The sequence below is a fragment of the Paenibacillus sp. JT22N15 genome, assembly GCF_059383755.1.
Genome location: NZ_JBXENV010000003.1, coordinates 440195 through 465261, shown reverse-complemented (window position 1 = coordinate 465261; position 25067 = coordinate 440195). Strand labels below are relative to the sequence as shown.

Annotated in this window: 17 protein-coding genes; 16 read left to right on the top strand and 1 reads right to left on the bottom strand. The window is 42.6% G+C overall.

The annotated features are described in order from the left end of the window. Nucleotides 1-345 precede the first annotated feature (345 nt). Together AC50X8_RS08140 and AC50X8_RS08135 are read left to right on the top strand one after the other, a co-directional pair. Nucleotides 346-1950, top strand: coding sequence for a VPA1262 family N-terminal domain-containing protein (locus AC50X8_RS08140; RefSeq protein ID WP_494879259.1), 1605 nt, complete (start codon nt 346-348; stop codon nt 1948-1950). A gap of 131 nt (nt 1951-2081) precedes the next feature. After that, nucleotides 2082-4010, top strand: a complete 1929-nt coding sequence (locus AC50X8_RS08135) for a hypothetical protein (protein WP_494879258.1) — start codon at nt 2082-2084, stop codon at nt 4008-4010. 996 nt (nt 4011-5006) lie between these two features. Here AC50X8_RS08135 and AC50X8_RS08130 read toward each other — a convergent pair. Then, nucleotides 5007-5366, bottom strand: a complete 360-nt coding sequence (locus AC50X8_RS08130) for a helix-turn-helix domain-containing protein (RefSeq protein WP_494879257.1) — start codon at nt 5364-5366, stop codon at nt 5007-5009. Nucleotides 5367-5502: 136 nt separating this feature from the next. Between AC50X8_RS08130 and AC50X8_RS08125 the strand changes: the two genes are divergently transcribed. The 14 genes from AC50X8_RS08125 (at nt 5503) to AC50X8_RS08060 (ending at nt 25027) form a co-directional block, all read left to right on the top strand. Then, nucleotides 5503-6510, top strand: coding sequence for a DGQHR domain-containing protein (locus tag AC50X8_RS08125; protein ID WP_494879256.1), 1008 nt, complete (start codon nt 5503-5505; stop codon nt 6508-6510). A gap of 402 nt (nt 6511-6912) precedes the next feature. Further along, nucleotides 6913-7392: a hypothetical protein gene (locus AC50X8_RS08120; RefSeq protein WP_494879255.1), complete on the top strand. Its 480-nt coding sequence runs from the start codon at nt 6913-6915 to the stop codon at nt 7390-7392. Between the two features lie 337 nt (nt 7393-7729). After that, nucleotides 7730-8032, top strand: a complete 303-nt coding sequence (locus AC50X8_RS08115) for a hypothetical protein (RefSeq protein WP_494879254.1) — start codon at nt 7730-7732, stop codon at nt 8030-8032. 99 nt (nt 8033-8131) lie between these two features. After that, entirely contained in the window at nt 8132-8332 is a 201-nt protein-coding gene (locus AC50X8_RS08110; RefSeq protein WP_494879253.1) for a hypothetical protein, read from the top strand. A 973-nt stretch (nt 8333-9305) separates the two neighbouring features. Further along, on the top strand, nt 9306-10193 hold the full coding sequence (locus AC50X8_RS08105) for a hypothetical protein (RefSeq protein WP_494879252.1): 888 nt from the start codon (nt 9306-9308) through the stop codon (nt 10191-10193). Between the two features lie 752 nt (nt 10194-10945). Beyond that, entirely contained in the window at nt 10946-12982 is a 2037-nt protein-coding gene (locus AC50X8_RS08100) for a PKD domain-containing protein (protein WP_494879251.1), read from the top strand. Between the two features lie 181 nt (nt 12983-13163). Continuing rightward, nucleotides 13164-14897, top strand: coding sequence for a sensor histidine kinase (locus AC50X8_RS08095; protein WP_494879250.1), 1734 nt, complete (start codon nt 13164-13166; stop codon nt 14895-14897). Continuing rightward, nucleotides 14890-16503 (top strand): response regulator transcription factor, encoded by a 1614-nt coding sequence (locus AC50X8_RS08090; protein WP_494879249.1) that lies wholly within the window; start codon nt 14890-14892, stop codon nt 16501-16503. The genes AC50X8_RS08095 and AC50X8_RS08090 overlap by 8 nt, the downstream gene beginning before the upstream one ends. A gap of 260 nt (nt 16504-16763) precedes the next feature. Beyond that, nucleotides 16764-18506: an extracellular solute-binding protein gene (locus tag AC50X8_RS08085; RefSeq protein ID WP_494879248.1), complete on the top strand. Its 1743-nt coding sequence runs from the start codon at nt 16764-16766 to the stop codon at nt 18504-18506. 72 nt (nt 18507-18578) lie between these two features. Beyond that, entirely contained in the window at nt 18579-19535 is a 957-nt protein-coding gene (locus tag AC50X8_RS08080) for an ABC transporter permease (RefSeq protein ID WP_494879247.1), read from the top strand. 22 nt (nt 19536-19557) lie between these two features. Then, nucleotides 19558-20442: a carbohydrate ABC transporter permease gene (locus AC50X8_RS08075; protein WP_494879246.1), complete on the top strand. Its 885-nt coding sequence runs from the start codon at nt 19558-19560 to the stop codon at nt 20440-20442. A gap of 60 nt (nt 20443-20502) precedes the next feature. Continuing rightward, nucleotides 20503-21579, top strand: a complete 1077-nt coding sequence (locus AC50X8_RS08070; RefSeq protein WP_494879245.1) for a family 43 glycosylhydrolase — start codon at nt 20503-20505, stop codon at nt 21577-21579. Between the two features lie 32 nt (nt 21580-21611). Next, nucleotides 21612-24056: a glycoside hydrolase family 3 N-terminal domain-containing protein gene (locus AC50X8_RS08065; protein WP_494879244.1), complete on the top strand. Its 2445-nt coding sequence runs from the start codon at nt 21612-21614 to the stop codon at nt 24054-24056. A gap of 65 nt (nt 24057-24121) precedes the next feature. Continuing rightward, nucleotides 24122-25027: a nucleoside hydrolase gene (locus tag AC50X8_RS08060; RefSeq protein ID WP_494879243.1), complete on the top strand. Its 906-nt coding sequence runs from the start codon at nt 24122-24124 to the stop codon at nt 25025-25027. The last annotated feature ends 40 nt before the right edge of the window (nt 25028-25067 follow it).

Below are 25067 nucleotides of genomic sequence, written 5' to 3'. Positions count from 1 at the left end.
TACAGTAAATGGCTTGATCGTCCATTCTGATTCGTGTTGTTCAATATGCCAGCAAGAAATACCAACATCTCCTGAAGAAATACGATTTCGTCTGCTGCATGAGAAGCTTAAATGGAATGGCTTAATGATCGTAAATTTAAGACTAGAGCTGAGGATGAAATGAAAAAAATGATTTTTTTTACAACAGATGGAAAACTCATTCCTCTAACCATGACGTCACGCCACTGCAGCTTTTTTTGGCGGTTTAATGATTTGACTATCGGTTGTAATGAGGCTTTCTTGATGTTAAATTTATTAAGGTAAGGTTAGATGTGAGTATTTATATGATGTTTGGAGGAATAGAATTTGAACTCAAATTATTCACTTGATGAAAAAGCTAAAGAATATCTTGATACAGAAATCACCCTCTTATTTCTTCTAGATGAGACTACAAACAAGCAAGAAATTAATTTATTTACAGTGATTGAATTTAGACCTGAAGGTCAAGAAAAATCAAATTTAATTACATCTACAGGTTCTGGATCAAAGATTTACAATGTTAAAAGATTGAAATTAAGTAATAAAAGGAGTGTATTTGTAAGTAGAATATTTGTTTCGGTAAAGGAAGGTATTGATGTATACCGTTCAATGAGAGAAAATAACTGTAATCTTACAATCGATGGTATTAAATTCTTTGACTTAAAAAACGTAGGTATTCTAACTGAGGAACCACCTAACGAGTCTTTGGCGTTAATTCCGCCTAATTTGTATGAGGGATCCTCAGTAGGTGCGGTATTACCTAAGAGAAATATGTCCAGTAAAATCATTACGTTAATGGACTTAGAAAAAAAAACGTTTGCCATGCTAACAACTGAAGAAAAAAATAAAATTGCTGATTTTGCTAATAAGGAACTAGGAATTGATTTGCTTAACTACAAGGAGTATATTGGATCCTGTATCTTACGGCTGCCGAATCCTATTCTAAGGAAAATGAATGAAAGTTTATCTAAAAATAGTGATATTATCCTCGAACTGTTTGAGAGAAAAAATAAGTCTATTTTAAATGGAGTTGTAGAGCTCGCCGATAAAAGACGGTTAGGGCATGGCTTTGTCATTAGAAAAGAAATAGACAAGACTCGTTTAATAATTCCTCTTCCTTATAGTCCAAAATGTTTACAGACAAGAATTTTTGATGCAAATAATGAATTAATCGAACAATCCGAAGACCATTTTATTGAGTCTTTCAATATAACTTTTGGGATTATTGGGGAAAAACGTTTAATTAATTTCATTGATCCAGAAGGTGGGGAATCGGATTCAGTTAATTTGGATGTTATATCTGAAACGATAAATTTAAATGATAATCAAACTAACACTGTAGAGAAAATTTTAATGGAAAGTGATGCAGAGAGAGAGTTAAAAGGATTAGACGAAAAACGAGTTTTTATGTATTTCCCCGGTAGAACCGAAGAATCATCGAATCGTGCAAAGAAAATTGTAAGGGAATTACTAAGTACAGTGAGAGAAAGATGTATTATTTGTGATCCTTACCTCTCAAGTAGCGATGTTAATCATTATGCATTAATGGTACGGTATTCACAAGTGAAAGTTCGATTAATCAGCTCCATAGCATTCCTGAAAGACAAGGTAGAACGTAATATAGTTGAATCTCAAACACATGCAGAAAAAATGGTAGAGACTCTGAATAAATTAAAAGAACAATATCCAAAATTAAATATTGAATGTCGAGCTCTTGTAGGTCGAAATAAAAGTCCTCTTCATGATCGGTTTTTGGTCATTGATAATGAAGTTTATCTATTAGGGAGCTCCCTGAATGAATTTGGTTCACGAGCTACTACATTATTTCGGGCACCAGACTCAAGACTGCTAATTCATGCTGCGGAAACTTGGTGGAATAGTGATAAAGATACTACTGACTTGAACAACTGGCTGCAGAAAAAAGAGCGATAGGTGAAAGAAAACACTTTTCGAAACTAAGTAAGTTATTTAAATTGTTATTGGCACGATTTCATCGAAATAATTCATAAAGCCTACTAATGGATAGGAAGGTATAACGCATATGAATAAAATTATGAAGGGATATGGATATGTTACGGGACCCAAGATTACGTATAAAGACACCTCAAGAAAGCAAATATGATTTAGAAAATGAACAAAAAGCGCTATTGCTAGAAAGTCAATGTAGCCCAGTGGCTTTAGAAACGCTATCGGCCTGGTTAGCTTCTGGGTTCCTTTCGATGATTGAACCATCGGTTTTTACTTGTATGAATAGGCCAGATTTTAAGGGTTTACCTACAAGTTTGCTGATGGCAGCGGATCGTTTATTTCAGAATATTGTCGAGCAACAACGTAGGGATGGTAGTGAATTCGAAATTGAAGACCTTATACTTGATAAAGGAATTGGTAAGGAGATTGCATCAAAAACAAATGAAAAGTTAAATTGGGATGATCTAGCTAAGTTTTTGGGTAAATACCATGTTATCTATGCTGCATGGCTGGAACATACGCGAATTTCGCCAAACTTTACCGAAAATCAGATTTTTCAATTTCCTTCATACGAACATCCCTTTGAACTCGTTGAGACTTGGGGACAGTTCAGGAATAAAAGCGAATGGGGAAAATTTGATGCATGGCTGAATGAAGAACAATTAGACATTCTAGAAAATAAGTGGAAGATAATTGATGATTTTTATACATACGATCAGTCTACGCTAAAAGTGGAGCTTAATTGGCGAAATGAATTCTTACTAAAACATTCGATTAGCAGTTGGATTCTATGGGTTATGAGTTTACCTCTTCTGCCAATACAAATTACAGCTGTTAAAGACATAAGAAATTTGGATACTCTAGAACAATTAGTAGAGGGAATTTTAAATAATGGTAGTGATCTAATGGATAACCGAGTAAATCTTGTACTTCTGTTAGTGAGACGTGCTATAGAGTTGTGGAATGAAATAGGGCGAAATTTAAATCAATACTCCCAAGAAGCCGGATTTATAGGGGATAGGGATGAGGATGAAATATTTAGAGTGAAAATGGAAAAAGAAAAAGAGCAGTGGTTCATTACAGAACTTCCACAACGGTCAACAAAATTAGCAAAGTTACTAGTATCTGGGCAGAATTTGGTCGGAATGAAAGTGATAGACGCCATAGTTCCCCATCTTGTTGTTAAAAAAGAAGGAGAGTCTGTCAAACAACTGCGTGAAGCAATTAGTGAGCAGATAGCTTTACAAAAGAATGCTCCAGCAATCATTGGGAAATTGTTAAGTTTAAAAAATGGGAAAACTCCTATTCTTATTTCAACATTAGTCATTTTCAAATCTAAAGAAGTCCAGCCGGAAACACTCGATGAAATCTGGAGATCATATAACGATTGGTTAACAGCAGATAAATGGAGAGGGCGATTGTATAGTCAACCAGACGATTATATTTTTGCTTGGAATATGGCGGGAGTAGTACATTATACTTCTGATCCTCTTCAGAAAATTCAACAAGTACTAGAAACAATTAAAAAACCTCACGAGGGTTGGCTCTATAATAGTGAAGATCATCATAAATCTTGTGATCAAACGGCTCACCTCCTTATCGTTGGTGCAATGGCCAGTGAGTGGATGCATTTTAATAAACTAAACGCTGATGATATTTACCGTTATATATGGGAGACCTCCCATGATTTTCTTTTAGCATCAGCAAATGAGCATGATGGTGTGTACAAAATACTGATTAAACAGCTGTGGCAAAGGTTAAGGTTGATTCATCCAAGTGATTACAAGGACAAGGCAATATCTGCAATAATTAACATGGACTACCTCGATCATATTATGATTGCGGTTAGTTCACTTCAGAAGGGTTTTTTACAAAATGTAGATAGAGAGCAAGAGTTGGACCAGGAGCTACAACAAGCAATTATTAGTCAATACAACGAATTGATTCCGTTGTATCGTTCTCAAAAGCATGTGACAAAGGAAATGTGCCAACATTACGAAAGTCTTATTAAAAATTTACATTAGGAATTAGCCGATTGAGAAATTATGGGACAATACCTATGTTTGTCCCATAGGTGAAAAAGGTTAATATATATGATCCACCATCTTAAACAGGTCAATGAACGATTAAGCTCTCTCGAAATGATACAGTTTCCTCACCCAGATCCATGAAGTCGCGCGATTGTATCCTTTTTTAAATTGAATAATACAGTGATTGGGGGAGCCGGCGGCTCGGAGATGGAGAATTAGGCATGCGGAAAAAAGGTTAACAAAGATCACCTATAGCACTTATCCACTTCGCCTTAGAGACCCTCACTCCCATAACTCAATGGGTCATAGCCCTTTTGTTTAACGTCTCCCGATACTCCGTGCTTCTTGTCATCCTGCGAATTCTTGAGTTGGTGGGAGTCGATTATGTTTATGCTGCTCGTGTGAATACCTTGATCGGTTCGAAGGTTGTATTGCTCTTAGCAAGAGCTACAAGCATTCTAGCTACTTTTCTTCAAAATTTCATGATGGGCTTTATCATCTTCAGCTTTCCCCCCACATTGTAATACTGTGACTCTCGAAATTCCATTGACAAGAAAGATTAGAAGACTCTATCACTTTTTAATTACAAGGCAATTATCGAGCTTACATTGATTGCTTTGGAAGACGAACTACATTTAAAAAACACAATGAATCTTGTAGTGAAAATAGCATGCGGGAACCTGATGGAAAAGCATTTCATGAACAAGTATATTCTTAAATGTAAGCAAAAAAACGTGGCCCTTTTCGAGGTCCAGTTAATATACAAATTGATTTTTGATTACTATGACAAATCAACCCAGTTACATAATTATGTTTTTTCAAATCCCCTTCTGAACTAAATGAAAAGTGAATTGTCATTGTGTTAATTGGATAGGATAGTTATCAATATTCTGAAAAATTAAAAGCCCATCGTTCTAAATGTGTAACGATGAGCTTTTAAAATTTAATTAGAATAAATTATTAAATGCTTATGTGCATAAAGGATATTGATTATTTTTTATATAAATCAATTGTCTTAAGTATCTCTTTCGCAAATTTTTCGACCATGTTTATTTCTTCAGTATCTCGTTGAATTAATAACGCATATAGGCCATCTAGATGCTTTTCTTTTTCTAGCCGTTTAGCATTGTTAGATATTTTGTAAGTTGAAAATATATCGCTTGGGTTTATGTCCAAGGCAATGAGTAATCTTTCTAAAGTATCAAGCTGTATGTAGGTTTGGCCTTTTTCAATTGAGCCAATATACGATTGAGGAATTCCTACTTTTTCACCTAGTTGTTCTTGAGTGATTCCACGTGCTTTTCTATGTGAACGTATTCTTTGACCAATAAATTTTGCTAATTCTATCATAGTCATTCCTCCTCTTAAATAGAGTAGGAAACATTACATCTAATTTGAATGTAGTAATTCTATATATTTCAATTTGAAAATAACTAAAGTTACATATATCATTGGACGTAATATTAAAACTAAAGGAGCCGCTCCAATGACATCTACGACAATACTTAATCCAATAGTCATAGAAAACGTAATACAGAGTAAAATGCGCGGTAAAGTTACTTACCAGAGTTATATGTCAGCCTCAATTGCGCTTAATTTAACCTATGTAAAACCATACGATCACCCATCAGGAAAAGGGTATCAACGCCCTGTAGATGCATCAAGATGTAGTGATTTTGCAATGTACCTATCAAAAGGATCGGATTCTTTATTTACACCGATTTTAATAAACGCGGGTGGAAATTGGGAATTCAGCAGTTACGATAAACAAAGACCATCTTTAGGTAGATTAGTTTGTAAAGCGAAAGCATCACTTATGGACGGACAACATCGTATAGGTGGAATCCAGCAGTATATTCAAGAAACTCAGTCGGAGATTAATATTCCATTTTTGTCTTTTCATTATTTAGATGAAGATGAGGAAATACAATTATTTGATACGATTAATACAAAAGCCAAAGGGATTGGATCGTCATTAAGTAAGTATTTACGAAGAGATACGGATGACGTAAGTTGGATTGCAACGGAGCTCCTAATTAGAAGAGAAAGTCCATTTTATGAAAAGGGAAGCATTATCGGAAAAAGAAGTAAAGGTCGCCACATTACTTTACAAAACTTATATCGAACAGTTAATTTGCTTACGTCGAGAATATCTACTTTGCAAAAACAAGAAAAACTAATTGCAGCAATTGAATATTACAGTGCTTTAAAAACGAATTTTCCTAATGAGTGGGCAGACTATAAAGGAAGTAAGCTAACTCATATTGTTTGTATCGACGCATTTTCTATTGCTGGTAGCCATTTAGTTGCAAAATCTCTAACTGAAAATAAAAGACATATAGATATTAAAGTGATCAAGCAATATGTATCGAAAATAAAAAATAAAATTGACTGGTCAGCAGATGGGCGCTTGAAATATGTAAAAGGAATGAGTGGTTCTAAACAGCTTGCTGTTGAACTAAGAGAATTTATGGAGCCTGAAAATGAGGATTAATGAAAGAGAATTAATTATTTATCGTCGAATTAACCATAACGATGAATGAATCAAATTCTACTGTTTCATTTTATATTTCACTGACATACAGGTTGAAAACAATATAAGATAATGACTTATAATACTTCTGTGGTTATGAGGGAATTCATAAAACTTGGGCGTCCCACTCGGGATGCTTTTTTTCTTGAGAGCGGCCAATTCGGTCCAGAACTGCTTGCTTACTCCTGTTCAAATAAACTACTGATGAGCTTGCAATTTCGGGCATATAAAAAGTTATCGAAATAACTACGGAATGCGCAATATCAAAGTACTAAATATTCCAGTTAATTTTCGACTCAGATATTAACGTTCATGGAGAATAAGTAATCTAAATGGAAGGGAGTAAATTCAATTATGCCCCGAATGAACAATCGAAGAATAATGGCTAAACATTATGCACAAGGTGTTATTGCACATCTCAATCTTCTAGGTTACCATGATGAACAAGCAAAGTTAGCTTTTTTTCGACATTATAGAGAGATGAAACGTATATTTGGACTTGAGCCAAATGTAGACGAGTTTGCAAAACTAATTGATGAGTTTGAACGAGCTATAAAACGAGAAGAAGACAACCTAAAGAATCCAAATTCTATTAATGTAGGAGATCATCACGAACGGTTGATAAAGTTAAAGTCAAAACAAGAAAAATTGAAGAGTACTATGACATTTGAGCTTACAGAATCTATGCTGCAAAAAATAAAAGATTGGGATTCTTGTCATCCAACTGATGCAACAAAAGCGAAATTCGCATATATCTTCATACCCACTGGATTAGGTATTATTATTAAGGTGACGTGTGACATATGCAGTCGAGTTCTAGATCTGACAGATGATTCGCAATAACATGTAATTACAATGCATCTACTACATTTTCTACACGGAAAAACTTAATGTTATTGAATATGACTAAAATTGACTACAAAGTGCTTTAAGATAGGAGTACGGATATTAGTCATATAGATGAGCTCATTAGATCCTTCGACCAGCCACATATTGAATAAAGAACTTCTCATTTCATATGGAGCCAAAGCACGAGTCAAGCTGTGCTCAAGTTATAGCTTTAAAGCAATTAGATAATCTGAAGGTTTTGAGGGAGTATGAAAATAGGAGAGTAATAACGTAAGCTAAAAGCTATAAAGAGTTCCAATAAGAAGAGTAGTTTAGGAAGGAGATTTAAAAAATGGATGAAAAAACAAAGGAAGATAGGATTCAGTATTTAAGAAGTAAACGTGACGATCCTACTGCTAAGTATCGATTATATCTAATTAGAACTTATATAGAAGATTCTATAAAAGATAATAAAGGATGGAGCAAAGCCTCATCACGATTAATGCTTAAATATGTATATAAGGATGAACCAGATCATATGGGCTTGGAAATGATCGATCAATTTAAAAAAGATCTGCGTGAACTAGGGTACATCAAACTTATTAAAATAGATAATACATGGCGTACATTAATCGTAAAGGAACTTGATTTTTAAATTTCAAGAATGGTTCGGTACCCTGAGTGATATTGAGAATAATCAGAGTGTACCTTAACATGGTGCTTCACTATGAAAAAGTATGGGAGATAGTAGGAAATGGATAAAAATAAAAATGATCGAGATGATAATAAAAGTGGTGATACCACACAATTCAAATTAATTGCGCCAGGTATGGATGGTGAGATGGATCGTGAAGTTGTAGTGATTTATCAGAGACCAGCTATTTACGGGAGACCATCATTTCTTAAGTCTTTGGATTCTAAGTATGAAAATTTCTTTGGAATTACCGGGGGTTAAGCTGAGTTTATTTAGGTCCGGCGCATTGAGGTTAATTTCTCGCTTTATCAGAGTAAGGAGCTGCTTTCGACACATCCAAGCCCACGGTTACCGGAAGCCCACCGTTCTTTTTCGGCGGAAACATGGCCTTCTCATCAACAAATAGAAGGTGTACCGGCTCTGTAAATCACTGAATTTGCTGTCGCCACAGCGGGAGAAAACGAGCGTAGTTCCGCGAAAAAACGCGTGATCACCGGACTTAACTAGCTCTGGCAGATGGACATTAAATATAGATACGTAACGGGCCAGCGCAGGCACTTTTTCTGGCTAGTATTATTAATGAGTTTGACCGGACGATTGTCGCGTACCACCTGAGCTCTAGCTGTCGAACAGCCGAAATCCTACGGACCGTGCAGCAGGCACTAGAAGCCCGCAAGGTGGAGAGCTGTTTGACAGCCCTCAATTCATCAGTAAAGCCTTCTATGCGTACTGTGAGTAGGTAGGGGTAGAACACGAACGCATTCCGCCACGGACCACGAAAAAATGCTTTTATTGAGTCGTTCCATGGTACCTGGGAATGGGATTACTACCAGCGTAACTGTTTTGAAAGCAAGGAGGAAGCCTTTGCCGCAGTAGATTTATTTTTTCACTTGAAGTTTTTGATAATATAGCCTATGCACATGAAATTGTTTCAAAAGTTCTTATTCAATTAGGTCCAGTACTACCAGAAAGTATGGTAATGCAAAGATAAGAACAAGGAGCAGACGAAGCGCCGTTTACCAAACAACTGAATTAGGCGAGCAATGGAATATCCTCCATTGAACGATACAGCTCCTCTTAAACTCATCCAAAATTGTAGAGACCCAATATTTTTGTTCCAAAACGAGATCGCTTTGACCATCGTATAAAGAACGAACGGTTGAATAGTTTATTAATGATGGTTATTTTTATTGGGTGAAAAATACAACCTTGCCACATAATAAGGATGGTTATGATGATTAAAAAGAGTCATTTTTTAATAGTAGTTTTTATACTGTCATTATTGATTTTACTCTTCCTGAACCATCATTGGAGACTTGCAAAAGAAGAGGTTCTATTACATAAATCTGGATTAATAAAGCTTGAAATCTCTCTACATAACCCTGTTTTTTCACGAAATAGCGTAGGAAATGAATGGAATTTTACGTCAACTGTTAATGGAGTAGATATTCGACCTAATTCCTCAAGGACAATTGAAGTTAATGGTACAGGGACTTTAAGTTTTGATGCTTGTGCAGTAGAGGAAGACAAGGTGCCGGATAAAGGATGTACTTCAAATCAGATTTCAGTACAAAGTATGGATTTAATAAATGGCTCATCCGAGACCTTTGAAGTGGTGGTTCGTGAGAATCGAGGAAGATATTCGGGTAATGAAGCGGTGATTCCATTTACTTATGATATAAAACGAGTCATATCTAAATCTGATGTATGGGTGCTATTTAGTAGCCGCTTAATGGGTAGGTCTTTAGATCACTCTATCAATGCAACTACAGAAGGTGATTCCAATGAAAATACCAGCAAAGCTGATAATAAATTTGTTGAGTTAAATCGAAGCACTCCAAAATCCTTTTATTACTCACCGGAAGGAGGAGGAAATGGTTATTTTGAAATCTTCCCAGACCAGCAAGTTGATGTATTAGTAAACGAGAAAATTGTTTTTGACCTTATGGTTGAATATAACGAAGAATTTAAAATTTATTTGAATAGTGATCTGATAACAATTAATCCTGCTGCAACTAATGAGAACATGCTATGGGTTTCATTTATCTCCAAACAAGGTGATAATATTTTAACCTACGATTATCATGGGAAAACATATTCTTATTATTTTTATGCAAGTTAAAGATGAAAATATAGTGTTCATATATTTAGCTTTTAGAAGCTAGACGGGCAAGTGGCTATGAGCCCTTATTAAGCAAAAGCAGGAGCATACTTCGTGATGGATTTGCCCCTGCTTTTTTTAATTATCGACCTTACTTCAACCCCAACTTCTCAGCATTTTTCTAAAAAGTCCAACTAATGTTTGATCTTCTTCTGGATAATTTCAGATCTCCATACGCTTGTTACCTGCTAGTTTGGATATTTCCACACCTTTGAGGGAAATGAAGATTGTATATAACAAGAAGCAGGTATTAAGGCAGTCAGCTTTGCAGCTTGTGTGGGTGTCACTTCTGCTGGTCCAAATTCGCCTACGACCTAATTGCCTATTGATTTGGCTGCAGCCATCATGTAAGTCTGAGCAATTACACAATTTGTTCTAGCGCCCAACTCGGTAGTTTCAGTAAGAACTGCTTTGAATGTGCCCCCATTCTAAAGACGTAGACTGAACTGGCGACGAATCTGCCGATCAAGCGCCTGGTCGGCACACCGGACGATGGGTACCTGGAGTATCGATTTTCCAAAGTCGAGATCTTAATTATCGTGAAAAATCGGAGATTGCCTTCCCGTAAGGTTTAAATTACAAACAAAAGCTCAGAATCCAAACAAAGTCTTATATTCTTCTCACTCCTCCATCTTATATACTTATGTATGTGAGACCCCTAATTAGTCAAACTTGTTTTAGAAAACGCATTCATAAGAGGTGGGGATAATTACATGATTTCTTTAAAAATTGTTCGTAAGACAACAGCAAGTGTCATAGCTATGGTCATGTTGAGCACATTGCCATTGCCAATGCAAAGCACGAGTATTTCTGCTGCAGAAGGAAGCACTACTTCATTAAATGTAAGCGCTTCACAATTGATTACGCCTAACAGCGTAGATCCGTTGTACAACAATCCTGTGATTGACAGCAAGACGGATCTGACCACACCGGTGCCACATCGTAAGGTAACGGGACACTTTCAGGGAACGGATAAAAAGTTCACCTTCTACTTCCCTATGAAGAGAAATTTTACCGGACGATTTTTCCAAAATGTATATCCGCTCCAAGATGAGAAGGCGACCGATGTGAATGTAAGCTTCGGCGTGGACAGCGGAGCTTATACAGTTCAAACGAACGGCGGGGGCGATTACCGGGTCGATGCCGCTGCAGCCCAATTTTCCAGAACGGTGGCAGAGAAATATTACGACTGGTCTGGACGCATCTACGGCTATATCTATGGCGGCAGCGGAGGCTCTTATCAGACAATCGGCGCGTTGGAGGGCAGCGAGGGCATATGGGACGGTGCTGTACCTTATATAACGGGCGTTCCAACCTCGATTCCTAATAATTTTTTTATTCGAGCATTCGCCCGTTTTGTCTTAGAGAAGAAGGCGAATCAGATAGCTGACGCAGTCAGTCCTGGTGGCAGCGGAAATCCTTACGCCGGGCTTAACGATACGGAGAAGTCGTTCCTTCGGGAGGTTACGAAACTGGGCGTTCCATTGCGGGCCTGGGAAGATTATGAATACCTGCTCGGGTTGCATGATACCGAGGGATTGTTAGGTTTTCTGCCTGTCCTTCGCGGTATAGACCCTTCTTATGTGGGGGACTTCTGGAATAATCCGGGCTATCTTGGCACGGAGCAATCGGCACTTGGCGAGCTGTTCCGATCTTCGAAGGTCGACACGACCTCCACGGTCACGCAAGTTATGCGTGATGGTCAGAACGTCGTGACGAGCCTGATCCTCGATCAGGTACCGATCGTGACGACGCCGAAATATTGGCTCGATTACACTTTGTTTGCAGCCGACGGCACAACGACGGTCGGGAAGCTGACAGGCTCTTTCGATGCGGCCACGAAGGTGTTCACCCTCGGGAAAGGCAACCCAGAGAACGTATTATCCGCCATCGCCGCCGGTGCCAAGCTAAAGATCGATAATCGCTGGTACTTGGCCGCGCTCTCTTATCACCGGCATCAGGTGCCGAAGGCGACTAGCTTCACCGCCTGGAATCCATTCAGAGCAGCTGACGGTACACCAATCTATCCGCAACGCACCATGGAAATTGGACCTCTAGTCACCCGAAGCGTGAGCGGCGGCGCTGCATATAGCGGCAATATCCATGCCAAAGTAATTATGGTCGTGAATCTGCTTGATATGGATGCTTACCCATGGCATGCCGATTGGTACAGCGCAAGAGTAAGAGAGTCGCTCGGTGAGCGTTATGATGATTACTTCCGGGTATGGTACAACGACAATGCGGATCACATTAGCCCTGCCCGAACGCCTAAACTCGTGCAATACGATGGTCTTCTACAGCAGGCGCTACGGGATGTAAGCGCCTGGGTAGAGAAGGGGGTGGCTCCAGCACGGTCGACCAAGTATGAATTAGTCGATGGTCAGATTGAAGTGCCGGAGAAGGCTGCCGAGCGCCAAGGGATTCAGCCTGTTGTGGATCTGACCGTGAACGGCGCCTCGAAGATGGAGGTTAAGTCGGGTCAGAGTATCACCTTCATCGCGCGGATTCAGGTTCCGCACGGAAGCGGGAAAATCGTAGCCACAGAATGGGACTTCGCAGGCACGGGTGATTTTAAGGCATGGGAGTTCGGCGTTCCACGTCATACGACAAATATCTCAATGAAATTCAAGTATACAAAGCCAGGAACTTACTACCCATCTATTCGAGTAACATCCCAGCGTGAAGGAGAGACGAGGACGGCTTTCGCCAAAATTCAAAATCTGGGCCGGGTTCGGGTCGTCGTACATTAAAACGCAATACGGGCAAGTTCTCTAAATAAATGGCAGTCTGACAAAAGGCATAAATCAAACTTGTATAGAAAAGAACAAGGGGGAAGCTGTATTACGGCTTTCCCTTTTCACCATATTATCGTTATGATAATGGAAGATGCTCTCAATACGAGCCCAACTTTTAATCAGGGGAAGATAAAGGATGCAGATGTTTAAGAAGCTAGGCTCATTGCCGATACTGCCGAAAATTGCGCTTACCTTTCTCATGGTGCTGACGCCGCTATTCTATTTAGGTCTGCAGATGAACGAAGCCGGCGCTGATATTGTTCGCCAAGAAATCGCAGACTCGTTGGCTTCGCGCGTAGAGTTGTATTCGGATATTCTGGACGGGGACTTTGACCGAACGATACGAATGCTGCGGGAATATATCAATGACGAGGATTTATTGAAGCTGAGCACAACCTCGGAAATTATGCCGGTCATCGAAAGAACCCGGTCAGTGCTCCGACTGAAGCAGCAGATGGACCTATTAAGTAGATCGAGTGCGTTCACAAAGAATGCGATGGTCTTCATTCCCATGATGAACAGAATTGTTGCCTCCAACTCTAATTCGATTGTCGATTTCAATGACGAAATGTTCCGTGTGTTATCGGAACCAACTAGCCCGTTGGAATCCCCTTTCACCATCTGGGGTAACCGTATCTTTATTACGATGCCTTATGGGTACGTCGACAATTCTCCACTGTTTTTGATTGCGGTAGAGATATCCGGGTCGGAAATATCTGCCAAGCTCAAGCAATTTGCTTTGGATGAGAGCATAGCTGTTCTAGCGAGCGATCAAATGGTATGGTCTTCATCAGGTACAAGTGCCTCAAAATTGGACGACAAGACGAACACCTTGTTACACACGGCGGAGGAGGGTAACCGAAGAGTTTCGATCGACAACCGGGATTTCCTGTTGTCTGTCAAGAAGTCGGAAATTCTACATACGAAGCTCCTCATGATGGTGCCGTCCGAAAAGGTTGAGGGACCGCTTACGCGTTATCGAAATTGGGTATTTGTTCTTTATGGCGTCGCCGTTTTGGTTATCATCGCCTTCTCGTTTAGCATGTACCGCATTATCCACCAGCCGCTTATGCTGCTAGTCCGTTCATTCCGTAAAATCGAGCAAGGACGATTCGACGTGTCCGTCGATTACCCATTCCAAGATGAATTTGGCTATCTGTACCGGCAGCTGAATGCGATGATTCGGGAGCTTAAACGGCTGATTCAAGAAGTGTACGAGCAACAGTATCGGATTCGTCTCGCCGAGCTAAAGCATCTACAATCTCAAATCAACCCACATTTTTTATATAATACTTTTTTTATTTTGTACCGTATGGCCAAGCAGGACGGCAATGAGAGGATTATGGGTCTGACGAAGCATCTCGGCGAGTATTTCCAGTTCATCACCAGAGACGACGTAGAGGAAGTCACGCTCGCCAGCGAATCGGCTCACTCGAAATCGTATACGGAAATCCAGTCGATTCGATTCTCAAACCGCATCATCGTTCGTTTCGCCGACGTGCCGAAGGAGGCGGAGCAGCTTCTCGTACCGAGGCTCATCCTTCAACCGATTATCGAGAATGCATTCGTTCATTCGTTGGAGAAGCGGGCAAAGGGCGGTATATTGGAAATCGATTTCCTCATGACAGATACCGAGATGCTCATCCGCGTGGAGGACAGCGGAGGAATCGAGGAGGAGAAAATCACCCGTCTGCAAGCGCTGTTGAACGGTCAGCAGGACGTAACGGTCACAACGGGAATGATTAACGTGCACAGACGGCTTCAGATCAAATATGGCGGCTCGGCTGGCCTGAATTTGAGCAGAGGCACGTTAGGCGGACTTCAAATCACCATTGTAATTCCTTTGCAAGGAGGTAAGCATCATGTATAGATTAATGATCGTTGATGATGAACCGTTTACGGTAGACGGGCTTTATGAGATGCTCTTGGATGAACCAGATATTGACCTCGATATTTACCGGGCGTATTCCGCTGAGGATGCGATGGGGTGGCTGTCCCGAACGAAGATGGATATCGTCTTAAGCGATATCCGTATGCCAGAGATGGATGGCCTGCAGTTGCAGCAATGGATACAGTCCCGTTGGCCACGCTGCAAGGTGATCTTTCTTACGGGGATCAACGATATCAATTATGCGCAGCAGGCGCAGCGCGGAGGTGGCGCAGATTATATTTTGAAAACCGAAGGCGACGAGGCGATCGTGAGTAGCATTCGGCGGGCTTCAATAGCCATTCAGGAAGACCTCCGTAACGAAGACCTCATGGTTCGTGCCAAAGGTCAATTGAAGGAGCTGCTGCCCATGCTGCGCCGCGAATGGTTTATGGCGCAGGTGGAGCAGGGCGGAATCGAAACTGATAATTTGCCTATACGTTTGAGGGAACTTGACACACTGCTCCGGCCTAAAGAGACCGTTATGCTCGTCTGCGGCCGAGTCGACCATTGGGACGAGCGTTACAGTCTGTCTGATCAGTCACTGCTTTTATATGCCGTTCAAAATATTGCCGAGGAGTTCATGGATCGCGGTGTTATGCTTCCCGTTATGCTCGGCGGCGCCTACTTCGTATGGATTATTCAGCCGAAGGATACGGGTGAAATGGAATGGAATGAATTGCCTGCGTACATTCAGGGAACGCTGGAAAGCATACAGCAAACGTGCAAGGAGCTGCTGCAAATTCCCGTGTCGTTTATCAGCTACGGAAACCGAGCCGATTGGGAGGATATTACGAAGATCTTTCATCTCTTGAAGCAAAGTCTGATCTTGGGGCTGGGCAACGGGGAAGAGATGATTCTCTTATACCACGGGGAAGAAAGCATGATGCTGCACTCCGCGGGGATGCCCGCGCTGTCCATAACCAGAATTGAGAATGCTGTCGATATGGGGCAGAAGCCATTGTTCTTGGAGCTGCTGAATGAGCTGTTCAAGGGAGTACCGAACAAATTTACCATCTATGCGCAGACGTATTACGCCGTTGCCGTCATTTTGCTTAATCAATGGAACAAATTGAAACAAAACGATACTGGGGATGACGCGGATGATGAGAAGACGATCCGCATGTTGCTTGATGTAAACACACATAAGACGAAAGAGCAGGCGGTACAGTTTCTGAGTGAGATAGGTTGCAATCTTATACGACAGGGGAGGCAAGAACAGGACGAGCGGACTGAGCGTATCATCCACAAGCTGAATCGTTACATTATCGAACATCTAGACAAGGATCTTTCGCTGGCCTTCCTTGCAGACGTCGTCTATCTGAATCCTTCGTATCTGTCCAATCTGTATAAGACGCATACTGGACGCAACATTTCCGACTACATTACGGAGCTGAGAGTGGAGCGAGCGAAAACATTACTTACGGAATCCCAAGCGAAGGTGCAAGAGATCGCGATGGCGGTTGGCTTCGATACGGCGGGATATTTCTCGCGTTTCTTTAAGAAGCACATGGGCGTAACCCCGCAAGAATTCCGGAGCAGACTGTAGCTAATTAGAAACTAGACAAGATAACCTTACTCCACAAGACAGCTTACTCCAGCTACTGCATGCTGGAGGCAAAAAAGGAGAGCCTAAATCAAGGCTCTCCTTTTCCTTTCCGCCTGTTCTTGAAACGGGGCCACGAAAAGTTGCAAACGAAAGTACAGAATACAAACAGAGTACAATATACGGTGTGTAGGCTATTTACTATACTTAATTCAGGAGATCTCTTACAAAATCTCTGAGAATATGACAAGGGGGAAAAAGATATGAAGAAACGTGTAGGATTACTGGCTGTATCAAGTTTATTAGTTCTTAGCTTAGCAGTAAGCGCATGCAGTTCTAACAATGAGCCTGTTAATAATTCAAACAAAGAGGGGAATGGCAATACGGAGACAACTCCTGCAAAGGAATCTGGGAATCCAGAGGATCTGTATCTCGGAAAATATGCAGAGCCGATTGAAATATCGACCGTACGTATACTCAGTCCTTCGGTGAAATTCACAAATGGAGAAACGATAGACGACAACGTATGGTATCAGGAATACGCAAATAAACTTGGTATTCTATTGAAGAACGAATGGTCTGTCGTAGGTGATGAGCCAGGAGGTCAAGGTGATCAGAAGCTGAATGTCTCTGTCGCATCGGGAAACCTTCCTGATATCGTTCCGGTCAATTCCTCGCAGTTAAGGCAATTGGCGGATGCAGGGAAACTGGCTGATCTTACTGAGATTTACGAGAAATATGCCAGTCCAATTACAAAAGGAGTCTTGACATCTTCAGGACCTGAAGCACTTGAATCTGCCACCTTTGATGGCAAGCTGCTTGCCATCCCAGCCCCTACTTCAAAAATTGATCAAGCGACGATGATTTGGATCCGTGCAGATTGGATGGAAAAGCTCGGTCTTCAAGCACCGAAAACCATGGACGATGTTTTTAATATTATGGATGCATTTGTGAATCAGGACCCGGACGGCAATGGAAAGAAGGATACGTACGGTATGGCGATGGATAAGGATCTGTATGGGTTCTTTGATGGGCTTGAGGGTTTCTTCAACAGTTACAACGCCTACCCGCGCCAACAAGGAAAAGGGAACTGGGTTAAAGCTGATGACGGCACTCTTGCATTCGGCAGCATTCAGCCAGAAGTGAAAGCTGCGCTTGGTAAGCTGCAGGAGTTGTATAAAAAAGGGTATATTGATCCTGAATTTGGCGTGAAGGATTGGAACAAGGAGAAGGAATTGGTTGTGGGCGGTAAGATCGGATTGTGGTTTGGCAATATGCCGGCCCCGCTCGTCTTACAAGATCTTAAGAACGCCGATCCGAATGCGGATTTAATGCCGTATCCGCTTGTAACTGTCGATGGCCAGCCTGCAAAAGCGCAAGTGCCAGGCATTAATCTAAAAACACCGCAGTATATTGCGGTTACTAAGGACGCAAAGAATCCAGAAGCGCTGCTTAAAATGATTAATTTGTATTTTGAAGTCGTCTACGGTAATACTTACACGCAAGAACAAGCCGACAAACTGTCAACAAGCCCTGTTGATGGCATAGAGCGTTGGATGTATTCCATCTATACGGCTGAACCGGAAAAAAATCTGAATACGCATCGCTTGATGAAACAAATCTTCACTAGTGGAGAGAAGACGGAAGCGGACGTTTCAACCGAGCAGATGGGAGCTTATCGCAGTGTCAAAAAAGCCGTGGACGGTGAACCGCTGGAGACCATTGATTGGGCGCTAAACCGCGTATTCGGTCCGGAAAATTCTTCATTCAGCATAATTGACAATTATGAAAAGAATGGCCAGCTGCTTCCAAGCGCCTTTACTCAGGTCATGACTGCAACTATGGTAAAACGGGATTCCACTCTTCTTAAGCAGGAACTCCAGACATTCACCAAGATTATTCTAGGTGAATCGCTAGATAGCTTCGACACCTTCGTAGCAGACTGGAAGAAGCTCGGCGGCGATGAAATGACCAAGGAAGTCAACGAATTAATGAATGCCAAGTAATGGCAGCCAAGTCCGAATTCTGCCCTCAGGAGAGCAGAATTCGGACATATAGGCAAGAAAGGAAGATCCGCCTTGTTGAATAAAGTGACAGAAGATCGCATAGCTATCGTGAATTCGGCGGCCAAGCAAGGGAAGAAACGCGCTTGGATATTTCAACTGCCCTTGCATCTAATGATCTTACCGGGCTTACTTTTAATTCTTATCTACAGCTACGGTCCGATGCTCGGTTCGATCATCGCCTTCCAGGATTTTAATCCCGCCCGCGGCATATTTGATTCTGAGTGGAATGGTTTTGATAACATTCGCTACGTTATGGCACTGCCAGGTTCTATTCAGATTATTTGGAATACCCTTATCATTGCCATAATGAAAATCATTGTCGGTCTGATCGTTCCGATAATAGCGGCGCTGCTGCTTAACGAAATCCGTAAGGAATTGTTTAAACGAACGGTCCAAACCTTGATTTATCTACCACATTTCTTGTCTTGGATTATTCTTGGAGGCGTTCTAATCGATATCTTATCTCCTTCGCAAGGTATCGTTAATCAGATGTTGAATTGGTTGGGCTTTGATTCGATCTATTTCTTGGGCAGTAACGAATGGTTCAGATCTGTTCTTGTAACATCGGACGTTTGGAAGGAATTCGGTTTTAATACGATCGTTTATTTGGCCGCGCTGACCGGTATTAATCCCACGTTGTACGAAGCGGCCGTTATTGACGGAGCAAATCGGTGGAAGCAGACGCTGTACGTGACTTTACCTGGCATGGCGCCGATTATTATTTTGACAGCAACGCTGGCTTTGGGCCAAGTCCTCAATGCCGGATTCGATCAGGTATACAATTTGTATAGTCCTCAAGTATATGAAACAGGCGATATTATTGATACATTCGTTTACCGGATTGGCATCGTAGATGCGCAGTATGGAGTAGCGACAGCCGTTGGTCTTTTCAAGTCGGTCGTTTCTCTGATTCTGCTTTCAACGTCTTACTTCCTTGCCTACCGTTTTGCTAACTACAGAATATTCTAAGAGGGAGAGGGGATGAACAATAATGGTGGAACGCTTTACGCTTAGCCGTAAAATGTTTGTTGGATTTAACTATATTTTTCTGGCGTTTTTGTCGATTATGTGCATATTACCGCTTGTTCATGTGCTGGCAGTATCGTTCAGTTCCAGCTCCGCGGCGTCTGCAGGATACGTCAAGCTATGGCCGGTTGAATTCACACTGGATTCTTATAAGTATGTTCTTGGCAAAGAAGCATTTTTCGATTCGATTTTAATGACGATCAAACGCGTATCTGTCGGGTTAATCGTCAATATGGTTTTAACAATCCTCGTCGCTTACCCCCTGTCAAAGGAGGTAAATAAATTCCGGGGGCGAACGATATACGCCTGGGTGTTTGTATTTACAATGCTGTTTAACGGCGGACTAATTCCGCTCTATATGATGGTGAGATACACCGAAATTCTCGACTCTGTATGGGCGCTGGTGCTGCCGTCAGCGGTTCCGATCTTTAATATGATTTTATTGCTCAATTTCTTCCGGGGCTTGCCGAAGGAGTTGGAAGAGGCAGCCTTTATCGACGGCGCAGGCCACTGGACGACGCTGTGGAAAGTATATGTGCCGTTATCCGCGCCAGCTCTGGCGACCATCACGCTGTTCACCATGGTTTTCCACTGGAATTCCTGGTTCGACGGGCTGATTTTCATGAATTCGCCGGAAAATTACCCGCTGCAAAGTTATCTTCAAACCGTCGTTATTCAGCAGAACTTTAATTCTGCTAGTCTCGAGACAATAGCGGAGTTGTCCAAAATCAGCGACCGCACCTTTAAATCGGCGCAAATCTTCCTAGGCTCTCTGCCAATTCTTCTTGTGTATCCCTTCCTGCAACGGTTCTTCATGAAAGGAATCGTGCTTGGAAGCGTCAAAGAATAGCCGCATTCTGGAGAAACCCGACAATCATCTACATGTATCAACTCAAAGGAGTCAAAGAGTATGACGTACAATTCGATTAGACCAGGCCAGATATGGCTGGACACAGAGGGCAAACGAATTCAAGCTCACGGCGGATCTATTATTACCGTAGGTGATACATTCTATTGGTATGGGGAAAACAAAGAAAAGACGAAAGCTGGTAGCGGAATTTGGCACTGGGGCGTAAGATGTTATGCCTCAAAAGACTTGTACAACTGGGAAGATAAAGGCGTCATCATTCCTCCGGACGTTGACGATGTGGATTCCCCGCTGCATCCTGCCCAATACATGGATAGACCTCATATTATCTTTAATCAGTCGACGAAAAAATATGTATGCTGGGTTAAAGTAATGAGGCAAGTTGGGCAGAAATCTACTATCCTTACCGCTGACCATATCCTTGGCCCGTATACGGTCGTGAACAAAGATATCCGTCCTTTAAACATGGGTGCTGGCGATTTCGATTTGGTCGTCGCTCCAGACGGCAAGGCCTATTACTATTTTGAAAGAGTCCATTCCGAACTCATTTGCGCCGACTTGACAGACGACTATACGGACGTCACCGGTTATTATTCTACTCATTTTCCGAATGTACAGCCGCCTTATGTGCGCGAAGCGCCTGCTTATTTTAACCGAAAAGGGCTGAACTATTTGTTCACCTCGGGAACGACCGGCTATCATCCGAACCCTTCGGAAGTCGCTTGCGCGAAAACTTATCATGGTCCATGGGAGCTTCTGGGTGATCCGCATCCGGACGACCAGTCCCGCACGTCTTATAATTCACAGATTACGTCCGTGTTTAAGCACCCGTCCAAGAATGATCTGTATATTGCGCTTGCGGATCGATGGATACCGAATCTTCCAGAGCTTGTAGGGGATCGTTTTGCGGATGGGACGCAATCCCGCATCGCAGCCGACCTGTATAAGTCGATCTTCGACCCGGAAATCGACTATGAGTTGAAAGAGGAAGACAAACTGCCCGTATCGCTCGATTTCGATATTTGCCATTCCGATTATGTATGGCTTCCTGTCCGGTTTGAAGGGAATATGGCTTATCTCGATTGGAAGGAAGATTGGAAAATCGAGGATTACGACTAACTTGGACCGCTTAAGGCCAGAGTGGAGGAAACATGGACACAAGGACGCGTAACTATTTGGATGCTTCCCTAACTGCTCAAGAGCGTACGGATGATTTATTGAGGCGCATGAGTATCGAAGAAAAGATGGGTCAAATCGTCGGCTATATGCCGGACAAAGGGTCGATTGAAAAGTTGGAGCAGGACTATCCGCAGGGCGCCGGGGAAGTTGCCATGTTATTCGCGGGCGAATTGGAGAACAAGGAGTCCGTAGTTGACAAGGTAATCCAGATCCAGAATAAAATCATGGAATTAAGTGAGCACCGTATTCCCGCTATCTTTCATCTGGAAACGTTAGCAGGCGCGCTGCTACCAGAAGCGACAAGCTTCCCGCCGGGAATCGGCCAAGCCTCCACCTGGAATCCTTCGCTCCAGAAAGAACTGGCTAAGATCATAAGCAATCAGGCACGAGCTGTAGGTGTTTCACATGCGTTTGCTCCGGTGCTCGATATTGCCCGCGATCCTCGCTTCGGGCGTCAAGGCGAAACGTACGGGGAAGATCCTACACTTGCGGCAGCAATGGGAACGGCTTACGTGTCGGGCTTGCAGAATGATGGGAATTTGAAAGAAGGGGTGCTGGCCTGCGCTAAACATTTTGTCGGCTACCATATGACTCAGGGAGGCATTCATGCCGCGGCAACGCCAATTCCGCCAAGAATGCTCCGAGAGATTTACGCAAAGCCCTTCCAGGCTGCTATAACGCTTGCTAACATGAAATCGATTATGAATACCTACAGTTCCATCGATGGCGAACCCGTTGTAGGTTCCAAAAGATACCTCACCGAATTTTTGCGTGAGGAAATGGGCTTTAACGGCATGGTTGTATCCGATTATACTTCTATCTCGGAGTTGCATACGAGGCATATGGTTTCTGAAACTAGAACAGATGCAGGTGAATTGTCCTTAAAAGCCGGTATGGACGTAGAATTGCCTTCTAAAGACTGCTATAACGATGAATTAATGCAGCGTATTCATGGCGGTAAGGTTTCAATAGAGATTCTCGATCAAGCCGTCCGTCGTGTATTGATTGCGAAGTTTGAATTGGGGTTGTTCGAGAATCCTTATCCGAGGTCGAGCGATGCCGTAGAGCGTATATATTCCGATCCCCATAATAAAGAAATCAGCCTGGAGGCAGCGCGTCAATCGATCGTTCTGCTGAAAAATAATGGCGTGCTTCCGTTACAACGGAGTGCACAGAAGAAAATCGCCGTTATTGGCCATCATGCAGCATCGATGAGATCCTTGTTCGGCGGCTATTCTTATACGAGTTTATTCGATGCCATGCTCAATGTCGGGAACACGATGGCAGGAGTGGATTTTGAAAAAATCTCAAACCTGAGTGAAAACCAGTTTGGTGTGGATAAGAGTCACTACACCTATCCCGGAAGCATCGTTCAAGTAGAGAGCGAGAAAACGGATGAGCTTGTAAGCAAGCACTATCCGACGTGTCATCATTTGCTCAAGCAGTTGATTATGGAATGCTCGAATGCTGAAGTAACCTATGCTTATGGTTATGCCTATGCGGGGAACGACACCTCGATGCACGATGAGGCACTAGCGGCTGCCGCAGCTGCGGATGTTGTCATACTTACTTTAGGAGGAAAGCATGGCTGGGGCATGTTCTGCACAACAGGCGAAGGCATAGATACGACGAGTATTGGGCTTCCAGAATGCCAGGAAAGCTTTATCCGTAAATTGGCTGCATTAAAAAAGCCTACCGTCGCGGTTCATTTTGACGGAAGACCGATCTCAAGCGATATGGCTGATCAACACCTCGACGCGATTATCGAGGCTTGGAATCCGGGCCAATACGGTGCTCAAGCCGTGACAGATATTCTATTCGGCGATTACAATCCGGCAGGAAGATTGCCTGTTTCGGTCGCATACAACGCTGGACAGATTCCTCTTTTCTATAATCACGATCATGGATCGAGCTATCATGTTGACACGGTAAACGAGTATACGAGTTATCTGGATTGTCCACGCGAGCCACGGTATTACTTCGGGCATGGTCTATCGTACACCTCCTTCCGTTATTCGAACATGAAGATGAGTAAGAAAGCCTATGAGCTTAGGGAGCAAGTTCTCGTCACAATCGACGTTACGAATTCAGGAGAGACATTTGGAGAGGAAGTCGTTCAGCTTTACGTTCATGACAAGTATGCCAGCATCGTGCGTCCCGTACAAGAACTGGCTGGATTCGTTAGAGTTCCGCTGCAACCTAGCGAGACGAGAACGATTCAATTTAGGATGGATCAGAGTCAACTGGCCTTCCTGGATACGAACATGCAATGGAAAATCGAGGCGGGAGAATTCGAGGTTATGATCGGGGCTTCCTCCCATGATATCCGGGCGAAAGGATCTTTCCGAATTTGCTCTGATTCGTTCATTGATGGAAGAACAAGAGGGTTTTATGCAAGTGCAAGCTTCGAGCCGTAAAGCAGGCAAGAATAAGCGTGTGGAATACGATTGCTGTAACTATGCATGAGGGGAGAACCAGTAGTATGAATTTTCAAGTGCCTGATCAGAAGAGGGTTAGAGTGCTCATGAATACGGATGCCAAGAATGAGGCAGACGACCAATACGCGATCGTTCATGCTTTGCTCACGCCGATGTTCATTAACAAGGGAATCATCGCGGCCCATTTCGGTACTCATCGGACTTCGAATTCCATGGAAGAAAGCTACGCCGAAGTGAAGCATGTTCTAAGTCTGATGGGAGATGCGGGAGAGGTTCCGGTTTACAAAGGAGCTCCCCAGGCGATGGAGGATGAGCAAACGCCTGTCATCTCGGAAGGCGCTGATGCGATTATCCGCGAGGCGCTTTCGGATGATCCGCACCGACTCTTCGCCGTGTTCCTGGGACCCTTGACCGACTTAGCCTCAGCATACCTGATGGAGCCACGCATTGTAGAGCGAATGACGGCAATATGGATCGGGGGAGGACCATACCCGAACGGAAGAAATGAATTTAATCTGAGCAACGATATTCATGCGGCTAACGTAGTGATGGACTCCCGCATTCCTCTCTGGCAAGTCCCGCAGAACGTATATAACATGATGCGGGTCAGTCTGGCCGAATTGGAAGCCAGGGTGCGTCCGCATGGCGAAATCGGGAAGTATCTGTTCGAGCAGCTTATTCAATTTAATGACGACAATGCTGACGGTTGGCCACGAGGAGAAGTTTGGGGGTTGGGCGATTCTCCAGTCGTAAGTCTCATTCTTGACGATCTGGAGTATTCTGACGGTTTCGTCACGGTGTCCGCGCCGCGAGTTACTCCCGAGATGCATTATGTTCATCATCAAACGGAACGGCTGATTAGAGTGTACCGTCAAGTCGATGTCCGATTTACGTTGGAAGACATGTACGCCAAACTAAGCTTGTTCGCGAAGAAACAAGCAGATAAATAAATGAGAACAGTAAGTAATTCGCCGTCAACGTGGATTACTT